Here is a 19,099-nt window from a genome sequence, read left to right on the forward strand (position 1 = left end):
CCACAAAACACTGTGGGAGCTGGCTTGCCAGCGATGGCGGACTAACAGACACACAGATGTCGAGGTGAGACATGTACAACTGGATCGACGCCCTCGCCGACCTGCAAAACCGGGGTGAGCCCTGCGTGCTGGTGACCATCATCGAAGAGCTCGGCTCCACGCCGCGCAACGCTGGCTCGAAAATGGTCATCAGCGCGAACCAGGCCTTCGACACCATCGGTGGCGGACACCTGGAATACAAGGCCATGAAGATCGCCCGCGAGATGCTGGCCAGCGGCAAGCAGGACACCCATCTGGAGCGTTTCAGCCTCGGCGCCAGCCTCGGCCAGTGCTGCGGCGGTGCCACCGTTCTGCTGTTCGAACCGATGGGCCAGGTGCAGGCGCAGATCGCCGTGTTCGGTGCTGGCCACGTCGGCCGCGCCCTGGTGCCGCTGCTGGCCAGCCTGCCTTGCCGGGTGCGCTGGATCGACTCGCGGGAAGAGGAATTCCCCGAACAGATTCCCCACGGCGTGCGCAAGATCGTCAGCGAAGAACCGGTGGATGAAATCGATGACCTGCCCGCTGGCAGCTATTGCATCGTGATGACCCACAACCACCAGCTCGACCTCGAACTGACCGCGGCGATCCTCAAGCGCAACGACTTCGCCTACTTCGGCCTGATCGGTTCGAAGACCAAACGCGTGAAGTTCGAACATCGCCTGCGCGACCGCGGTTTCGACACTAGCGTCGTGCAACGCATGCGCTGCCCGATGGGCATCGGTGAAGTCAAAGGCAAGTTGCCTGTGGAAATCGCCATCTCAATCGCCGGCGAAATCATCGCCACCTATAACGCGAACTTCGGCCAGCAGACGTCCAGCGCCGAACCGATTGCCAAACTGCTGCCCGCATCACGCCGCAGCCAAACCGCAAACTTGAAAGCCTCGAACTGAGAATCTCATGCCTCTGACTCGCAAAGCTTACCGCGCCGCCATCCTGCACAGCATCGCCGACCCAGCCGAAGTCGGTATCGAAGCCTCCTACGAGTATTTCGAAGACGGCTTGCTGGTTGTGGATAACGGCCAGATCAGCGCCTTGGGCCACGCCAGCGAACTGCTGCCGACCCTGCCGGCGGATATCGAAATCACCCACTACCAAGACGCACTGATCACTCCCGGCTTCATCGACACCCACATCCACCTGCCGCAAACCGGCATGGTTGGCGCCTATGGCGAGCAATTGCTGGACTGGCTCAACACCTACACCTTCCCGTGCGAAAGCCAGTTCGCCGACAAGGCCCACGCTGACCAGGTCGCGGACATTTTCATCAAGGAACTGCTGCGCAACGGCACCACCACCGCGCTGGTGTTCGGCAGCGTGCACCCGCAATCGGTGAACTCGTTCTTCGAAGCGGCCGAGCAGCTCGACCTGCGGATGATCGCCGGCAAGGTGATGATGGACCGCAACGCCCCGGACTACCTGACCGACACCGCCGAATCCAGCTACGTCGACAGCAAGGCGCTGATCGAGCGCTGGCACGGCAAGGGTCGACTGCACTACGCCGTCACCCCACGCTTCGCACCGACCAGCACCCCGGAACAGTTGACCCTGGCCGGCCAGTTGCTGACCGAATACCCGAATCTGTACATGCAGACCCACATCAGCGAAAACCTCAAGGAAATCGAGTGGGTCAAGGAGCTGTTCCCCGAGCGCAAGGGCTACCTGGACGTCTACGATCACTACCAGTTGCTCGGCGAGCGCTCGGTATTCGCCCACGGTGTGCACCTGTGTGATGACGAGTGCGCGCGCCTGGCAGAAACCGGCTCGGCCATCTCGTTCTGCCCGACCTCGAACTTCTTCCTCGGCAGCGGCCTGTTCAACCTGCCGATGGCCGAGAAGCACAAGCTCAATGTCGGCATCGGCACCGATGTCGGCGGCGGCACCAGTTTCTCGCTGCTGCAAACCCTTAACGAAGCCTACAAGGTGATGCAGCTGCAAGGTGCGCGCCTGAGCCCGTTCAAGTCGCTGTACCTGGCCACCCTCGGCGGCGCTCGCGCACTGCGCCTGGAAGACAAGATCGGCACCCTGCAACCGGGCACCGACGCCGACTTCCTGGTGCTGGACTACAACGCTACGCCGCTGCTGGGCTATCGCCTGAAGCAGGCCAATAACATCGCCGAGACGTTGTTTGTGTTGATGACGCTGGGGGATGACCGGACGGTGTTGCAGACGTATGCGGCGGGGAATCTGGTGCATCAGCGCTAAGGTGTTCCGGGCATAAAAAATCCCCCGTTGCTTTTCAGCACGGGGGATTTTTATTGCCTGCAACAAGATCGCAGCCTTCGGCAGCTCCTACAGGTGTACGCATGCCCTTGTAGGAGCTGCCGAAGGCTGCGATCTTTTTCTATCAAAGCTTGGCGGTCGATCGGCCAGGCTTCTTGGTCTGCAGCAAATGCGAGAACACCGCGTGCAGGTCATCCGAAGCACTTTCCTCGTCGAGGTTGAGCTTGCTGTCGATGTGATCCATGTGATGCATCATCAGGTTCACCGCCAGTTCAGCGTCGCGCTTCTCGATCGCGTCGATCAACTGGGTGTGCTCGTCGTAGGAACAGTGGGAACGGTTGCCGCTTTCGTACTGGGCGATGATCAGCGACGTCTGGGACACCAGACTGCGCTGGAAGCTGATCAACGGGGCGTTTTTCGCCGCTTCAGCCAGTTTCAGGTGGAATTCGCCCGACAAGCGGATGCCGGCACCCCGGTCGCCGCGGGAGAAGCTGTCGCGTTCGTCGTTGACCATCTGGCGCAATTCGGCGATCTGCTCGGCGGTGGCGTGTTGCACCGCCAGCTCGGTGATCGCGCGCTCGACCAGACGCCGGGCCATGAACACCTGGCGCGCCTCTTCGACACTCGGGCTGGCAACCACGGCGCCGCGATTCGGACGCAACAGCACCACGCCTTCATGGGCCAGGCGCGACAGGGCGCGGCGAATGATGGTACGGCTGACCCCGAAAATTTCCCCCAGCGCTTCTTCGCTCAACTTGGTGCCGGGCGCCAGACGCTGCTCGAGGATGGCCTCGAAGATATGCGCGTAGACAATATCGTCCTGGGTACCGCTGCGGCCGGCTTTGCCTGCTCGCGGTTGTTTCTTTAGGGGTTGCAACTGTTCGTTCATGGGCACTCGAGTCGGAAGAACTGCGGCGAATTGACCGTGACTGTAATACGGCACAGTGGGTCGCTGGCAAGTATCGCGTAAAAAACACTGCAATTGTACACAATGCTTAGTGGCAACACGACTGTACGGCTGTTTGTCACTTCCGCTGTATCGCAACGATCCATTACGTTTGAGTTTAGGCTTTAACGCAGAATCCGCAGCGCTTGCATCCCTGTAGGAGCCGGCTTGCCGGCGATTCGGTCTTGAGGCTTGCGCCAGACTCAAGGGCGTCATCGCTGGCAAGCCAGCTCCTACAGACGGTTGCGTTGTCGCGGACCTCTATTCATATGTATAAGGAACACCCCCGTCATGAACGACGCCACCCACACGCAGCTCCGCCCATTGGCCGACACCTCGCCCTCGGCCATCGTCGCCGGGTTCATCGCCATGATGACCGGCTACACCAGCTCCCTGGTGCTGATGTTCCAGGCCGGGCAAGCGGCGGGCCTGAGCAGCGGGCAGATTTCTTCGTGGATCTGGGCGATCTCCATCGGCATGGCGGTGTGCTCCATCGGCCTGTCCCTGCGCTATCGCACGCCGATCACCATTGCCTGGTCGACCCCCGGTGCCGCGCTGCTGATCACCAGCCTGGGCGGCGTGAGCTACGGCGAAGCCATTGGTGCCTACATGACCTGCGCGGTGCTGGTGACGATTTGCGGGCTGACCGGCAGCTTCGAACGGCTGGTGAAAAAAATCCCGGCATCCCTGGCCGCCGCCCTGCTGGCAGGGATCCTGTTCAAGATCGGCAGCGAGATTTTCGTCGCCGCGCAACACCGCACGGCCCTGGTACTGGGGATGTTCGTCACTTATCTGCTGGTCAAGCGCCTGTCGCCGCGCTATGCGGTGCTGGCAGCCTTGCTGATCGGCACGGCATTGTCAGGCTTCATGGGGCTGCTGGACTTCAGCGGTTTTCACCTGGAGGTCGCCACGCCGGTCTGGACCACACCGCAATTCTCCCTGGCGGCGACCATCAGCATCGGCATCCCGCTGTTTGTCGTCGCCATGACCTCACAGAACATGCCCGGGATCGCCGTATTGCGCGCCGATGGCTACACCGTGCCAGCCTCGCCGCTGATCACCACCACCGGCATCGCCAGTTTGCTGCTGGCACCCTTCGGTTCTCACGGGATCAACCTGGCGGCGATCAGCGCGGCGATCTGCACCGGTCCGCACGCCCATGAAGATCGCAACAAACGCTACACCGCCGCCGTCTGGTGCGGGATTTTCTACGGGATCGCCGGCGTGTTCGGCGCGACACTCGCGGCATTGTTTGCCGCACTGCCCAAGGAATTGGTGCTGTCGATTGCCGCACTGGCGCTGTTCGGCTCGATCATCAACGGCTTGAGCATCGCCATGAGCGAAGTGAAGGAACGTGAAGCGGCGCTCATCACCTTCATGGTCACGGCATCGGGGCTGACGCTGTTTTCCATCGGTTCGGCGTTCTGGGGGATTGTCGCGGGGGTGGTGACGCTGCTGATTCTGAATTGGCGCAAGGCCTGAAAAAGCAAAAGATCGCAGCCTTCGGCAGCTCCTACACAAGCATATGCGTACATCTGTAGGAGCTGTCGAGTGAAACGAGGCTGCGATCTTTTGATCGTCGCAAAAAAAAACGGCGACCCTTGGGTCGCCGTTTTTTTCAGAACATCAAGCTACCGGATTGATCGGCTTTTCCGGGTACCAGACGTCCAGCAGCGGGCTGACTTCAACGCTGGTCAGCTCGGTGCGGCCTTTGAGCCAGGCTTCAACGGCAGCGCGCTGTTCAGCGCTGACCGAGCCACGCTTCTGCAGGCAAACCAGACCGTAGTCGTCGCCGCCAACATAACCCAGGCCGTTGGCTTCCATGGCTTCTTTGAGGAACGCATCGAGGAAAGCATCAATGGCTTCATCAGCCAAATCTTCTTTGAAATCCAGGTTCAGTTCGAAACCCAGCTCTTGAAATTCATCGACGCACAGTTTTTTGCGCAGACGCTGGGAACGGTTAGTCGCCATTGGAACAATCCTCTTAAGTAATAACGGGCGGCACTTTAGCAGTTTAAGGCGCCGATTGCCTGACTCTCTGGGCCACCACGCCTACCGCCGGTAAAAAAATAGCCGATCAGACAGCCCTCGCACGGCACAAGTCGTGGCACCTTGGGGCATAATGCCGACACTTTCATGACCATTGAGGGAATTTATCTTCATGCCCTCATCTTTTTTCCCCTCGGCTGTAGGGTTTTATTTCAGATGATCAAATCTTTGCGTCCATTGCTATTGGCCGGTTTTCTTCTCCCCCTGGCCCTCCCCGTTTCTGCAGCTCCGGTCAATACTGCGCTGTCGCCCAACGTTGAAAAAGCCCTGAAAGCCAGCAAATTGCAGGACAACGCCCTGTCGCTGGTGATGATCCCGCTCACCGGCCCCGGCACCCCGACGGTGTTCAACGCCGACGTCTCGGTCAACCCGGCGTCGACCATGAAACTGGTCACCACCTACGCAGCCCTGGAAATGCTCGGCCCGAACCACCAGTGGAAAACCGAGTTCTATACCGACGGCACCCTCAGTGGCGGCATCCTCAATGGCAACCTCTACCTCAAGGGTGGCGGCGATCCGAAGCTGAACATGGAAAAACTCTGGCTGCTGATGCGCGACCTGCGTGCCAACGGTGTCACCCAGGTCACCGGCGACCTGGTGCTGGATAAAACCTTCTTCGTGCAACCGCAACTGCCGGAGTTCAATGACGACGGCAACGACGAGAACAAGCCGTTCCTGGTCAAACCCGATTCGCTGCTGGTCAACCTCAAGGCGCTGCGCTTCGTTGCGCGCAATGACTCGGGCAAGGTACTGGTCTCGGTGGAGCCGCCGATTGCGAGCATCCGCATCGACAACCAGGTCAAGGCCCTCAATTCCAAGCAATGCACCGGTGGCGTGCGTTACAACCCGGTGGCGCAAGCCGATGGCACCGTGACCGTTACCGTCGGCGGTCAATTGGGTGAAGGCTGCAGCTCGCAGACTTACCTGTCGCTGCTCGACCACGCGACCTACACCGCCGGCGCCGTCCGCGCGATCTGGAAGGAACTGGGTGGCAGCATCCAGGGCAAGGATGTGCTGGCGCCAACCCCTAAAGACGCCAAGGTTCTGGCCCGGGCGTTCTCGCCGGACCTGGCGGAAATCATCCGCGACATCAACAAGTACAGTAACAACACCATGGCCCAGCAGTTGTTCCTGAGCCTGGGCCAACGTTTCCGCACCGATGCCGATGGTGACGACGCCAAGGCTGCCCAGCGTGTCGTGCGTCAGTGGCTGGCGAAAAAGGGCATCACCGCGCCGCACCTGGTGATGGAGAACGGCTCCGGCCTGTCCCGCGCCGAGCGCGTCAGCGCCCGGGAAATGGCCTCGATGCTCGAAGCGGCGTGGCACAGCCCGTATGCCGCCGAGTACATCAGTTCGATGCCGATTGCCGGCACCGACGGCACCATGCGCAAACGCCTGAAGACCACGGCGATGCGCGGTGAAGCCCACGTCAAGACCGGCACGCTGAACACCGTACGGGCGATTGCCGGCTTCAGTCGCGACGTCAACGGCAACACCTGGGCGGTGGTGGCGATCCTCAACGACAAGGCCCCGTTCGGCGCCTCGTCGGTGCTGGATCAGGTGCTGCTCGACCTGTACCGCCAACCGAAAGCGCCGCAGACGGCTTCGGTGTTGTAAAGCACCGTTCTGCCCTTTGTAGGAGCGAGCTTGCTCGCGATGGTCGATAACGATAACGCGGACATACTGGATGTACGCGGCGCTCTCGAATCCATCGCGAGCAAGCTCGCTCCTACAGGGTCAGCGTACAACCCAGGTTAATTCATCTCCTCTTCTACCCGGTCTCGCCCTGCCTGTTTCGCCGCATAAACCCCCGAGTCCGCGCGCAACAGCAAGGCATCGGCGCCCTCTCCGGTCCGCCAACTGGCAATCCCGAAACTGGCGGTGACCGTACCAACGCCTTCAATGGGTGAACTGCGCAGGCTCTGCCACAATTGCTGGGCCAGCACATAGGCATGTTCGCCGCCGATATCCGGGCACAACACCATGAATTCCTCACCGCCCAGGCGGCAGAACACATCGGTGCGACGCAGCCGGTGGCCGATCCGTTCGCACACTGCCTGCAACACCCGGTCACCGATGGCGTGGCCATGCAGGTCATTGATGCGCTTGAAATGGTCGATGTCGAGCATGATCACCGACAAATCCCCACCGCCCCGCTCCACCCGGGCCATTTCGGTGGTCAGTCGCTCCTGGAAATAACGCCGGTTGTGGATGCCGGTCAGCGAATCGGTGACCGACAACGCGCGCAATTCTTCTTCCACCCGCTTCATATCGGAAATGTCCGAGATGTAGCCGTGCCAGAGCACGCCGCCACCAGGCAACTCCTCCGGAGTGGCTTCACCGCGAACCCAACGCACCCCGCGTTGCGGCAGTTGCACGCGGTACTCCTCGCGCCAGGGGCTGAGGGTTTCGGCCGAGGCGCGGATCGAGGCGCGGACGCGGGTAGCGTCCTGGGGGTGAATCCGGGTGAAGATCGCTTCGGCATTGAGCAGCAGTACGTCGGGCCCCAGCTCGTAGATATCGCGAATGCCGTCGCTGGCATAGATCACGCTGAAGCGCCCGTCGAATTCCATCTTGAACTGGTAGATGCCACCGGGCACGTGGGCGCTGAGCTTTTTCAACAGCAGGTCCCGCGCCGCAAGCGCTTCATGGACCCGTTTGCGTTCGGTGATGTCGATGCACACCGCCAGGTGCCCGACCCACAGGCCTTGCTCGTCGAGCACCGGCGTGGCGAGCATGTTGACCATCAGATGGCTGCCATCGCCGCGCACCAGGGTCCACTCCCGCGCCTCGTGACCGCCCTCCACGTCGCTTTCCACCAGCATCGCCTGGCAAGTCGGCACCGGCTTGCCATAGCGCGCGCTCAACTCGGCCGAGCGACCGGCCAGCTCCCGGGGCAGGTGCAGGTTCTCCAGGGTCATATGGCCGACCACTTCGGCACTGCTATAGCCGAGCATCTGCTCGGCACCGGCGTTGAAGGTGCTGATGACGCCGCGCAGGTCGGTGGCGATGATCGCAACCTGGGTGGCGGCATTCAGCACGCCACGCAACTGACCATGGGTGCCACGCAGTTCCTGTTCCCGGTCACGCAGCTCCTGGGTACGCTGATCGACCAGTCTCAACGCCCGCTGCCGCTGACTGACCAGCACATAGAGCAAGGCGCTGAGCAACAGGCTGAGCAAACCACCCAACACGACCAGACTGGTCACGGAGGAATGGTTGGCCTGCACGAACGCGTCGCTGGGCTGGATATCGACCTGATAGTCATGGTCGGCCATGCGCAACAGGCGCGTGGCCGACAGCTCGCTGACGGCTGGCGGATTGGGCGACTCGAACAGCACTTCGTGCTGGTCGTCGGTCGACAAATCGAGGATGCGTACCGAGAGATAGTCGCGACTCGCTTCCGGCAGTCCGTCCGCCAGCAACTGGCGCATGCTGATCACAGCCATCACATACCCGTAGGGCTTCGTGGCTGTGTGGTCCTGTCCGGTGCGCTGCGTGACCGGCGCGACCAGCAGCACGCCGCGCGCATAAGCCGGTTCGATACTCACCAGATGCATCGGTTGTGATACCGCCATGCCGCCATGCTGATCGGCCCGTTCGAGCGTGGCACGCCGCAGCGGCTGGGCCAGCAAGTCGTAGCCGAGGGGAGAACCGAGTTTGCTTTGCGTCTGGCTATACAGCACCGCCACGTACTCATCTCGCTCGCCGGCCAGTTGCAATTGGCCGTCAGCGTTGAGTTCTCTCAGGGTGAAGCTGTTCAAGCCCTCGTCTCGCACCCGTCGCTCGAACGCCGTCCGCTCGTCACGAGTGATCCGCTGGGCATAGGAATACGCCTGGGTTCGCAGCAGCAAAGGTTGGGTGTAGCCGTCGAATTCCGCTCGGGACACTGAACCGGAATTGGTGAAAAACCGGCGCAGGCCGTCGAGGCGCTGCTCCTGATCTTCGAAACGTTCTTCGATACGGCTGTAACGCTCACTGGCCAGCAGTTGAAAGCGTTGCCGCAATTGATGGTGAAACAGATTCAGCGTCGACCACGCCAGCAACCCGGTGAGCACCCCGCCGATCAACAATACCAGCAGCGCGACCAGCCAGGCCGAGGCATCTTCGCTGATTAAACCCAGGATCTTGGGGCGCACGGCGTGCAACGACATAAAACGCAACTCAAAACAAACGCCAGGTGCGGGAAAGCCCTTTGGCCCTGAGTTGAGTTATAGCTATTAGCCACTAATTTGACCAGCACTGTAGGAGCGAGCCTGCTCGCGATGGACTCAAGAACACCGCGTGCTTTCAGACAGCCCGCGTTATCGTTGTCGACCATCGCGAGCAGGCTCGCTCCTACAGGGGGCAACCATCAACGCGCCATGATTTTCCAGGCGCGATGGATCTTGGCGTTGCGCGCAAAATCCGGATCGAGGGTCTGGGCAGTGATGTCTTCGACCGCATAACGCTCGCCGAGATTGGCCTCCAGTTCGAACTTGCGGAAGTTGTTGGAGAAGTACAACACGCCACCGGGTGCCAGGCGCGCCATGGCCAGATCGATCAGTTGCACCTGGTCGCGCTGCACGTCGAACACGCCTTCCATGCGCTTGGAGTTGGAGAACGTCGGCGGGTCGATGAAGATCAGGTCGTACTCGTCACGACTGGCTTCGAGCCACGCCATCACATCGCCCTGCTCCAGGCGGTTCTTGTCGGAAAAACCGTTCAGCGACAGGTTGCGACGCGCCCAGTCCAGATAGGTTTTCGACAGGTCGACACTGGTGGTGCTGCGCGCGCCGCCCTTGGCCGCATGCACGCTGGCCGTTGCGGTGTAGCAGAACAGATTGAGGAAGCGTTTGCCGGCCGCCTCTTTCTGGATACGCATGCGCATCGGCCGATGGTCGAGGAACAGACCGGTGTCGAGGTAGTCGGTGAGGTTCACCAGCAACTTCACACCGCCTTCATTGACCTCGACAAACTTGCCCTGCGCCGCCTGACGTTCGTACTGTTTAGTGCCGCTCTGACGCTCGCGGCGCTTGACCACCACGCGGTTCTTGTCGATGTTCAGCGCCTGCGGGATGGCTGCCAGGGCATCGAACATGCGGGCCGACGCTTTTTCCGGATCGATGGATTTCGGCGCGGCGTACTCCTGAACATGGACCCAATCGTGATACAGGTCGATGGCCATGGAATATTCCGGCATGTCGGCATCGTACACGCGGTAGCAGTCGATGCCTTCACGCTTGACCCACTTGCCCAGGGCCTTGAGGTTCTTTTGCAGGCGGTTGGCGAACATCTGCCCGCCTTCGCTCAGGCGCGGCTGCTCGACCACCGGAGCCGGTGCCGGCGTCGGTTTGATCGGGTTGCCGTTTTTGTTGAACTTGCGTTCCTGCGGTTCGTTCGGCGTCTGATCGTAGGCGGCTTGCTCACGCTCGACCTGGCGCTGTTCCGGCGTACGACGCTCGCCGGTGACGAACTGATCCGGCAGCACCTTGATCAGCAGCAGCTTGCACGGCAAGGCGCCGTTCCAGAACGAATACTGCTTGTGGCTGCGGATGCCCATGCGCTTGCCCAGGTCCGGCGCGCCGGTGAACACCGCCGCTTCCCAGTTCAGGCAGGCCTGACGCAGGCGTTCGCCGAGGTTCTGGTAGAGGTAGAGCAGGCTCGCCTCGTCGCCCAGACGCTCGCCGTACGGAGGGTTGCAGATCACCAGGCCTTTCTGGTTCTGGTCCGGGCGCGGCTCGAACGTCGCGACTTCACCCTGGTAGATCTTGATCCACTCGCTCAGGCCGGCCCGCTCGACGTTGTTGCGACCCGGTTGAATCAGGCGCGGATCGGCTTCGTAGCCGCGGATCCACAGCGGTGTCCTGGCCAGGCCGGCCGCGGCGCGCTCGGACGCTTCTTCGTGGAGTTTTTTCCACAACGCCGGGACGTGACCGAGCCAGGCAGTGAAGCCCCACTGCTCGCGACGCAGGTTCGGCGCGATGTCGGCGGCGATCATCGCCGCTTCCACCAGGAACGTACCGACACCGCACATCGGGTCGGCCAGCGCGCCGCCTTCGGCCGCGATACGTGGCCAGCCGGAACGGATCAGGATGGCGGCCGCGAGGTTTTCCTTCAGCGGTGCCGCACCTTGCTGCAGGCGATAGCCGCGCTGGTGCAGGCTGTGGCCGGACAGGTCGAGGGACAGAATGGCTTCGCCGCGGTCCAGGCGCAGGTGAATGCGCAGGTCCGGATTGAGCTTGTCGATGGACGGACGGTCGCCTTGCGGGGTCCGCAGTTTGTCGACGATGGCGTCCTTGACCTTCAGCGCGCCGAAGTGGGTGTTGTCGATACCCGAGCCATGGCCGCTGAATTCGACGGCCAGGGTGCCGTCGTTGAGCATGTGGTCTTGCCACTCGATGTCCAGCACGCCGTGGTACAGGTCTTCGGCGTCCTTCATCGGGAAACGCTTGAGCACCAGCAGCACGCGGTTCGCCAGGCGTGACCACAGGCACAGGCGATAAGCGGTTTCCATGGTGGCCATGCCGCGCACGGCAGAGGTGTGCTCCCGCGCTTCCTCAAGGCCAAGCCCGACGGCTTCCTCGATGAGCAGGCCTTCAAGGCCTTTTGGGCAAGTGAGGAAGAGTTCGAAACGATCGGACATGGGAATTCCAGAACCTTTAGCTGAGTGACCGGGCAACGCATTGCCGGTCCGGTTTTCAATCAGGCGCTTTTCTCGAAGAGCGCCCGCGTGGCACGAAGGTGTGCCGTTCCACCCCTGCTGCTCGGGTTAAATGAGCTTAGATGCAAGGACAGATAAAAAAGTTGATGCAATGAAATGTCATAAGTCGACCCTTCGTCGAATAGTGCCTCCCGGCAACGGGAGCCATTCTCACTAAAGGATTAAGCCCATCATCCAGCGCAGGGCCGATCATACCGGGGTTTGGCTAATAAATACGCTACAAACACTCTGTTACTTATGGCCTTAACACATGAATGGTTACGTCCTTATGACAAAACGATCATTCCCTCGATGTGACGCATTGGTTAGAACTCAACTCAGGTTGGCGCCGCAATGACGCCAACACCTTGGCTCGTCACGCCGGCAACGAGCCCCCAACGGCAGAGTTTTTCTGCCAGACCTCAATAGAGGTCAACGCGATAAATACAGTCAACAAGTGAGGGCAACACCCTATGAGAAGACTTAAGCGTGATCCGTTGGAAAGAGCATTTTTGCGCGGATATCAATATGGCGTTGGTGGCAAATCCCGTGAGCTTTGCCCATTTACTCTACCGTCGGTACGCCAAGCCTGGATCAATGGCTGGCGAGAAGGACGCGGCGACAACTGGGACGGTATGACCGGCACTGCGGGAATCCACAGACTCAACGAACTTCACGCCGTCGGCTAATTACAGGGCACAACACTCCGACACGACAATCTGATTTTGTACTGAATTAACCACGCACGTCCCATCCGGACGGCGGGCTGCGGCCCAGGGGCTCCTTTAAAGGGGCCCTTTTTTATGAAACGCAATTTTCCCGTGTAGGAGCTGCCGAAGGCTGCGATCTTTTGATCTTGAAAAATCAAAATCAAAAGATCGCAGCCTTCGGCAGCTCCTACAAGATCAGCGTAGGGCTGCGATGGCGTCTACGGACTCGCGAATCAGTGCCGGGCCCTTGTAGATGAACCCCGAGTAAATCTGCACCAGGCTCGCGCCTGCGGTGATTTTCTCTGCGGCGTGCTTGCCTTCGGTAATGCCGCCGGCAGCGATGATCGGCAGGCGACCCCCCAGCTCCGATGCCAGCACTTTCACGGTGTGGGTGCTCTTGTCGCGAACCGGTGCGCCAGACAGACCACCGGCCTCGTCGCCATGTTCCATGCCTTCGACGCCTACGCGGCTCAGGGTGGTGTTGGTGGCAATGACCGCATCCATTCCGGTTTCGATCAGCGCTTGTGCAACCTGTGCGGTTTCTTCGTCGCTCATGTCCGGCGCGATCTTGATCGCCAGCGGTACATGCTTGCCATGACGCAAGGCCAGCTCCGCGCGGCGCTCGGCCAGATCGGCCAGCAACTGCTTGAGCGAGTCACCGAATTGCAGGCTGCGCAGGCCCGGCGTATTCGGCGAACTGACGTTGACCGTCACATAGCTGGCGTGAGCGTACACTTTGTCCAGGCAGATCAGGTAGTCGTCCACGGCACGCTCGACCGGCGTATCGAAGTTCTTGCCGATGTTGATGCCCAGCACGCCCTTGTATTTTGCCGCCGCCACGCGGGCCAGCAGGTGATCGACGCCGAGGTTGTTGAAGCCCATGCGATTGATGATCGCCTCGGCTTCCGGCAAACGGAACAGGCGAGGCTTGGGGTTGCCCGGCTGCGGACGCGGGGTGATGGTGCCGATTTCGACAAAGCCGAAACCCAGTTGGGCGAATCCATCGATGGCCGCGCCGTTCTTGTCCAGACCGGCGGCCAGGCCCACCGGGTTCGGGAAGTCCAGGCCCATGACATTCACCGGCTTCTTCGCCGGAGCCTTGCACAGCAAGCCGTTGAGCCCAAGACGCCCGCCCGCGCCGATCAGGTCCAGGGACAGATCGTGGGAGGTTTCCGGGGAGAGTTTGAACAACAGCTGACGGGCCAGGGTGTACATGGGCGGATTTGACTCGATTGGCGGCGAATTGAGGCGGCGATTATAGCCGGGCAACGGCGTGGCAAGCGAGGCGCGTGTTCAAATCAGCGGTTAATGGCATATGCCTTGCACCATTCCGGGTACCAGCACCCAGTCAGCGTCTGATTGGGTGCAAAGACAATGGCGTCGTCCCCGGCCTGCCCCTGCACGGACCTGGGACGACGTTTTTTTTGCAAGGTGAACGCGCGATGAACGAACCGTCAGCCGGCCCTCTGGCTTGGGTCCATGGCAGCGATGCCCCGGAAAAAACCGAAATCAATCTCGGCTTCATGGCCCTGAGCGACTGCGCCTCGGTGGTGGTCGCCGCCACCCAGGGCTTCGCCCAACCCCACGGCTTGACCCTTAACCTCAAGCGCCAATCGTCCTGGGCCAACCTGCGGGACAAGCTGGTGAGCGGCGAACTCGATGCCGCCCATAGCCTCTACGGCCTGATTTACGCCGTCCACCTGGGCATCGGTGGCGTGGCCGCGACCGACATGGCGGTGTTGATGGGCCTGAATCAAAACGGTCAGAGCATCAATCTGTCCCGCGGCTTGCAGACGCTTGGGGTGACCAGTCCTGAGGCATTGGATCGGCACGTGCACCAAACTCGCCCAAAACTCACCTTCGCCCAGACGTTTCCTACCGGCACCCACGCCATGTGGTTGTATTACTGGCTGGCCAGCCAGGGTATACACCCGCTGCTGGATGTCGACAGCGTCGTGGTGCCGCCGCCGCAAATGGTCGCCCACCTGAGGGCCGGGCGTATCGACGGGTTCTGTGTCGGCGAACCCTGGTCCGCCAGCGCCGTGCAACAGGACCTCGGTTTCACCCTGGCCACGACCCAGGCCCTCTGGCCCGATCACCCGGAAAAGGTCCTCGGTTGCACCCGTGCGTTCGTCGAGCAATACCCCAATACCGCGCGGGTATTGGTGATGGCGGTTCTGGAAGCCAGCCGCTTCATCGAAGAAAGCCGCGAAAATCGTCGCAGCACTGCGCAATTGCTCAGTGCAGCGCAATACCTCGACGCGCCGCTGGAATGCATCGAGCCGCGCCTGCTGGGCGACTATGTCGATGGCCTGGGCAATCGCTGGCAAGACCCGCACGCCCTGCGCTTCCATGGTGAAGGCGAGGTCAATCTGCCGTACCTGTCCGACGGTATGTGGTTCATGACCCAGTTCCGTCGCTGGGGCTTGTTGCGCGATGACCCGGATTACCTCGCCGTGGCCCGTCAAGTCCATCAACTGGAGTTGTATCGTGAAGCGGCCAGCGCTGTAGGTGTCGCGGCACTGGGCAAGGAGATGCGAAGCAGTCAATTGATCGATGGCAAGATCTGGGACGGTTCGGACCCGGCCGGTTATGCCCGCAGTTTCAAACTGCACGCCATGAGCGACAGCTCGCACCGATCCGCCAGCCGCTGACAGGAGACGACGAACATGCTGCGTATCCTGCTGATCAACGACACCGCGAAAAAAGTCGGACGCCTGAAGGCCGCCCTGACCGAGGCCGGATTCGAAGTGATCGATGAGTCCGGCCTGACCATCGACTTGCCCGAACGCGTCGAAACGGTGCGTCCGGACGTGATTCTGATCGATACCGAGTCACCCGGCCGCGATGTCATGGAGCAAGTGGTGCTGGTCACTCGCGACCAGCCACGACCGATTGTGATGTTCACCGACGAACATGACCCCGATGTGATGCGCCAGGCGATCAAGTCCGGGGTCAGTGCCTACATCGTCGAAGGCATTCACGCACAACGCCTGCAGCCGATTCTCGATGTGGCCATGGCACGCTTCGAAAGCGATCAGGCTTTGCGCGCCCAGCTGCAGGCCCGCGACCAGCAACTGGCCGAGCGCAAGCGCATCGAGCTGGCCAAAGGGCTGCTGATGAAAATGAAGGACTGTAACGAAGAAGAGGCCTACACACTGATGCGCCGCCAGGCGATGAGCCGCCAGCAGAAGCTGATTCAAGTGGCAGAGCAGATTATTGCCATGAGTGAATTGTTGGGTTGAACAGCAAAAGATCGCAGCCTTCGGCAGCTCCTACAGGGGCACACATTCCCCTGTAGGAGCTGCCGAAGGCTGCGATCTTTTTGCTTTACACAAATTTCCGATATGGCACAGATCTGGCTAGGTAATCGGTACAGGTAACCAACGGCGGTTGCCCCACCTACGACAAAGACGTCGCTCACCTCATTTGCCCTTGGCGGATCGGGTGGCGGCGTTTTTTCGTTTTGGCCCCACAGCACGGGGCCGGTGGAGCGGCCGTAGCGGCGCCCCACCTGCAAGCTCATGACTCCTTTCGAGACTCTTCACAGCTGAGGTGCGCAATGAATTCAAGCTTCTGGAAATCCGGCCATACCCCCACATTGTTCGCAGCCTTCCTCTATTTCGACCTGAGCTTCATGGTCTGGTACCTGCTCGGTCCGCTGGCGGTGCAGATCGCCGCCGACCTGCACCTGACGACACAGCAACGCGGGCTGGTGGTCGCCACGCCGATTCTGGCCGGGGCGGTCTTGCGTTTTATCATGGGGATGCTGGCTGATCGCCTGTCGCCCAAAACCGCCGGCCTGATCGGTCAGGTCATCGTGATCTGCGCGCTGTTCGGCGCCTGGAAGCTCGGCATCCACAGCTACGAGCAAGCGCTGCTGCTGGGTCTGTTCCTCGGCATGGCCGGTGCGTCCTTTGCCGTTGCCCTGCCCCTGGCCTCGCAGTGGTATCCGCCGCAGCATCAAGGCAAGGCCATGGGCATCGCCGGCGCCGGCAACTCGGGTACGGTATTCGCCGCACTGATCGCCCCGGTCCTGGCGGCGGCGTTTGGCTGGAGCAACGTGTTCGGCTTCGCCCTGATTCCGCTGATCCTGACCCTGATCGTCTTTGCCTGGCTGGCGAAAAACGCCCCCGAGCGACCAAAAGCCAAATCCATGGCCGACTACTTTAAGGCCTTGGGCGATCGTGACAGCTGGTGGTTCATGTTTTTCTACAGCGTGACGTTCGGCGGCTTCATCGGCCTGGCCAGCGCCCTGCCCGGCTATTTCAACGACCAGTACGGCCTGAGCCCGGTGACGGCCGGTTACTACACGGCGGCCTGCGTGTTCGGCGGCAGCCTGATGCGCCCATTGGGTGGCGCGCTGGCTGACCGGTTCGGTGGCATTCGGACCTTGTTGGCGATGTACACCGTCGCGGCGATCTGCATAACAGCAGTCGGCTTCAACCTGCCGAATTCCTACGCCGCACTCGCACTTTTCGTCTGCACTATGCTCGGCCTGGGCGCCGGCAATGGCGCGGTATTCCAGTTGGTGCCGCAGCGTTTTCGTCGGGAAATCGGTGTGATGACCGGTCTGATCGGCATGGCAGGCGGCATCGGTGGCTTTGCCCTCGCGGCCGGCATGGGTGCGATCAAACAAAGCACCGGTAGTTATCAACTGGCGCTGTGGTTGTTCGCCAGCCTCGGCGTTCTGGCCTGGTTCGGCCTGCACGGCGTGAAACGGCGCTGGAGAACCACCTGGGGTTCGGCGGCCGTGACGGCTGCGCGGGTCTGACGCCTCGATGAGCCTGCAACTGAGTTTCGCCGAAGCCAGCGCCATCGGTCCGCGCGAGGAAAACCAGGATGCCCTGCGCCTGGTCACGCCGGTCCCGGCGCTGGCGGCGAGCAAAGGCTACCTGTTCGCCATCGCCGACGGTGTCAGCCAGTGCGTCGATGGAGGCCTGGCTGCCCGTTCGACGCTGCAAGCCCTGGCGCTGGACTACTACGCCACGCCGGAAACCTGGAGCGTGGCGCAGGCACTTGATCGCCTGTTGCTGGCGCAAAACCGCTGGTTGCAGGCCAATGGCGGCGGACAACCACTGCTGACCACCCTCAGTGCGCTGGTCCTGCGTGGCCGGCGTTTTACCCTGGCCCATGTCGGCGATTGCCGGGTGTATCGCTGGCACGCCGACCGATTGCAGCGAATCAGCGAGGATCACGTCTGGGACCAGCCGGGCATGCAGCATGTGTTGAAACGGGCGCTGGGCCTCGATCAACACCTGGTGCTGGACTTTCTCGACGGTGAATTGCGTCTCGATGAAAGTTTCGTCCTGCTCAGCGACGGCATCTGGGCGGTCCTCGGCGATACCGCCATTGCGGCGATCCTGCGTGATCAACCGGAATTGCACAGTGCTGCGCAAACCCTGGTCAATGCCGCACACCTGGCTGGCAGCCAGGACAACGCCAGCGCCTTGCTGGTGCGGGTCGACGCCCTCGGTGAAGCGAGCATTGGCGATGCATTGATGCACTTGCAGCAATGGCCACTGCCGCCCGCCCTGAAACCGGGTCAGACGTTCGAGGGCTGGCAGGTCGAAGGGATCGTCGCACAAAGCCAGCAATCGCTGCTTTATCGCGTTCGCGACAGCCAGCAACAACCCTGGCTGCTGAAAACCCTGCCGGGGCGCCTGCACGACGATCATCAGGCCGGGCAAGCGTTACTGTCGGAAGAGTGGTTTCTCAAACGCGTGGCCGGTCGGCATTTTCCTGAAGTGCATGCCGCCAGTCAGCGTCAGCATTTGTACTACGTGATGCGCGAATATTCGGGCGCTACCCTGGCGCAACGCCATGAGCAAAACGGGCCGTTGCCGCTGCCCCAGTGGCAAGACATCGCCGAACGCTTGCTGCGAGCGGTCGGCCTGTTGCATCGACGACAGATTCTGCATCGCGATATCAAACCGGAAAACCTGTTGCTGGGGGACGACGGTGAACTGCGCCTGCTGGATTTCGGCCTCGCCTACTGCCCCGGTCTCTCGCAAGACCTGCCCTGGGCTCTGCCGGGTACACCCAGTTACATCGCGCCGGAAGCCTTTCGTGGCGACGTGCCGACACCACAGCAGGACCTGTATGCCGTTGGTGTGACCTTGTATTTCCTGCTCACCGGGCACTATCCCTATGGCGAAATCGAAGCGTTCCAGCGCCCGAGGTTTGGTCTCCCGGTCAACGCCAGCCGCTACCGGCCCGACCTGCCGGACTGGATCGCCCATCACCTGGAACGCGCCGTGGCGGCGGCCCCCGAACAGCGTTTCGAAACGGCGGAAGAATGGTTGCTGCTGATCGAGCAAGGCGAACGCCGCAGTTTGAGCGTGCGCCCCAAACCCTTGCTGGAACGCGAGCCGCTGAAAGTCTGGCGAACATTGACGCTGGTATCGCTGCTGCTCAACCTGGTGCTGCTGGTAGTGGCGCTCCATTAGCGGG

The 19,099-nt window shown here is 61.3% G+C and carries 14 protein-coding genes; 9 read left to right on the forward strand and 5 right to left on the reverse strand.

Translation table 11 applies throughout. The features are described from left to right. The first annotated feature begins 71 nt into the window (after positions 1 to 71). Positions 72 to 929: a xanthine dehydrogenase accessory protein XdhC gene (gene xdhC, locus CD175_RS16785; protein ID WP_095965184.1), complete on the forward strand. Its 858-nt coding sequence runs from the start codon at positions 72 to 74 to the stop codon at positions 927 to 929. 7 nt (positions 930 to 936) lie between these two features. Then, positions 937 to 2,241, forward strand: coding sequence for a guanine deaminase (gene guaD / locus CD175_RS16790; RefSeq protein WP_104449758.1), 1,305 nt, complete (start codon positions 937 to 939; stop codon positions 2,239 to 2,241). Positions 2,242 to 2,383: 142 nt separating this feature from the next. On the opposite strand, the gene CD175_RS16795 is transcribed toward guaD, so the two are convergent. Next, on the reverse strand, positions 2,384 to 3,148 hold the full coding sequence (locus CD175_RS16795) for a GntR family transcriptional regulator (RefSeq protein WP_008050187.1): 765 nt from the start codon (positions 3,146 to 3,148) through the stop codon (positions 2,384 to 2,386). 348 nt (positions 3,149 to 3,496) lie between these two features. Between CD175_RS16795 and CD175_RS16800 the strand changes: the two genes are divergently transcribed. Further along, on the forward strand, positions 3,497 to 4,687 hold the full coding sequence (locus CD175_RS16800) for a benzoate/H(+) symporter BenE family transporter (RefSeq protein ID WP_104449759.1): 1,191 nt from the start codon (positions 3,497 to 3,499) through the stop codon (positions 4,685 to 4,687). A 144-nt stretch (positions 4,688 to 4,831) separates the two neighbouring features. Here CD175_RS16800 and CD175_RS16805 read toward each other — a convergent pair whose 3' ends face one another. Continuing rightward, entirely contained in the window at positions 4,832 to 5,176 is a 345-nt protein-coding gene (locus tag CD175_RS16805; RefSeq protein WP_007971486.1) for a YggL family protein, read from the reverse strand. A gap of 234 nt (positions 5,177 to 5,410) precedes the next feature. Between CD175_RS16805 and dacB the strand changes: the two genes are divergently transcribed. Further along, entirely contained in the window at positions 5,411 to 6,871 is a 1,461-nt protein-coding gene (dacB, locus tag CD175_RS16810; protein WP_104449760.1) for a D-alanyl-D-alanine carboxypeptidase/D-alanyl-D-alanine endopeptidase, read from the forward strand. A 137-nt stretch (positions 6,872 to 7,008) separates the two neighbouring features. Here dacB and CD175_RS16815 read toward each other — a convergent pair whose 3' ends face one another. Further along, a complete protein-coding gene (locus CD175_RS16815) occupies positions 7,009 to 9,408 on the reverse strand; it encodes a sensor domain-containing diguanylate cyclase (protein ID WP_104449761.1) in 2,400 nt (799 codons plus the stop codon). A gap of 200 nt (positions 9,409 to 9,608) precedes the next feature. Next, positions 9,609 to 11,879: a bifunctional 23S rRNA (guanine(2069)-N(7))-methyltransferase RlmK/23S rRNA (guanine(2445)-N(2))-methyltransferase RlmL gene (rlmKL, locus tag CD175_RS16825; protein ID WP_104449763.1), complete on the reverse strand. Its 2,271-nt coding sequence runs from the start codon at positions 11,877 to 11,879 to the stop codon at positions 9,609 to 9,611. A gap of 530 nt (positions 11,880 to 12,409) precedes the next feature. Between rlmKL and rmf the strand changes: the two genes are divergently transcribed. Beyond that, positions 12,410 to 12,625, forward strand: a complete 216-nt coding sequence (rmf, locus tag CD175_RS16835; protein WP_003223300.1) for a ribosome modulation factor — start codon at positions 12,410 to 12,412, stop codon at positions 12,623 to 12,625. Between the two features lie 216 nt (positions 12,626 to 12,841). Here the strand turns inward: rmf and CD175_RS16840 are convergent, their stop codons facing one another. Beyond that, positions 12,842 to 13,861 (reverse strand): quinone-dependent dihydroorotate dehydrogenase, encoded by a 1,020-nt coding sequence (locus CD175_RS16840; RefSeq protein WP_007971491.1) that lies wholly within the window; start codon positions 13,859 to 13,861, stop codon positions 12,842 to 12,844. 227 nt (positions 13,862 to 14,088) lie between these two features. Here CD175_RS16840 and CD175_RS16845 point away from each other — a divergent pair, with 227 nt between their 5' ends. The 4 genes from CD175_RS16845 (at position 14,089) to CD175_RS16865 (ending at position 19,095) form a co-directional block, all read left to right on the forward strand. Continuing rightward, positions 14,089 to 15,300, forward strand: a complete 1,212-nt coding sequence (locus CD175_RS16845) for a CmpA/NrtA family ABC transporter substrate-binding protein (protein ID WP_104449764.1) — start codon at positions 14,089 to 14,091, stop codon at positions 15,298 to 15,300. A 15-nt stretch (positions 15,301 to 15,315) separates the two neighbouring features. Beyond that, positions 15,316 to 15,891 (forward strand): ANTAR domain-containing response regulator, encoded by a 576-nt coding sequence (locus CD175_RS16850; RefSeq protein ID WP_015096057.1) that lies wholly within the window; start codon positions 15,316 to 15,318, stop codon positions 15,889 to 15,891. A 317-nt stretch (positions 15,892 to 16,208) separates the two neighbouring features. Further along, complete coding sequence (locus CD175_RS16860; protein WP_104449766.1) at positions 16,209 to 17,420, forward strand: nitrate/nitrite transporter; 1,212 nt, start codon at positions 16,209 to 16,211, stop codon at positions 17,418 to 17,420. A 7-nt stretch (positions 17,421 to 17,427) separates the two neighbouring features. After that, the gene (locus CD175_RS16865; protein WP_104449767.1) at positions 17,428 to 19,095 is read left to right on the forward strand and encodes a bifunctional protein-serine/threonine kinase/phosphatase; all 1,668 of its coding nucleotides are present in this window, start codon (positions 17,428 to 17,430) and stop codon (positions 19,093 to 19,095) included. Positions 19,096 to 19,099 lie beyond the last annotated feature (4 nt).

Origin of the sequence: Pseudomonas laurylsulfatiphila (genome assembly GCF_002934665.1) — a bacterium.
GTDB lineage: Bacteria > Pseudomonadota > Gammaproteobacteria > Pseudomonadales > Pseudomonadaceae > Aquipseudomonas > Aquipseudomonas laurylsulfatiphila.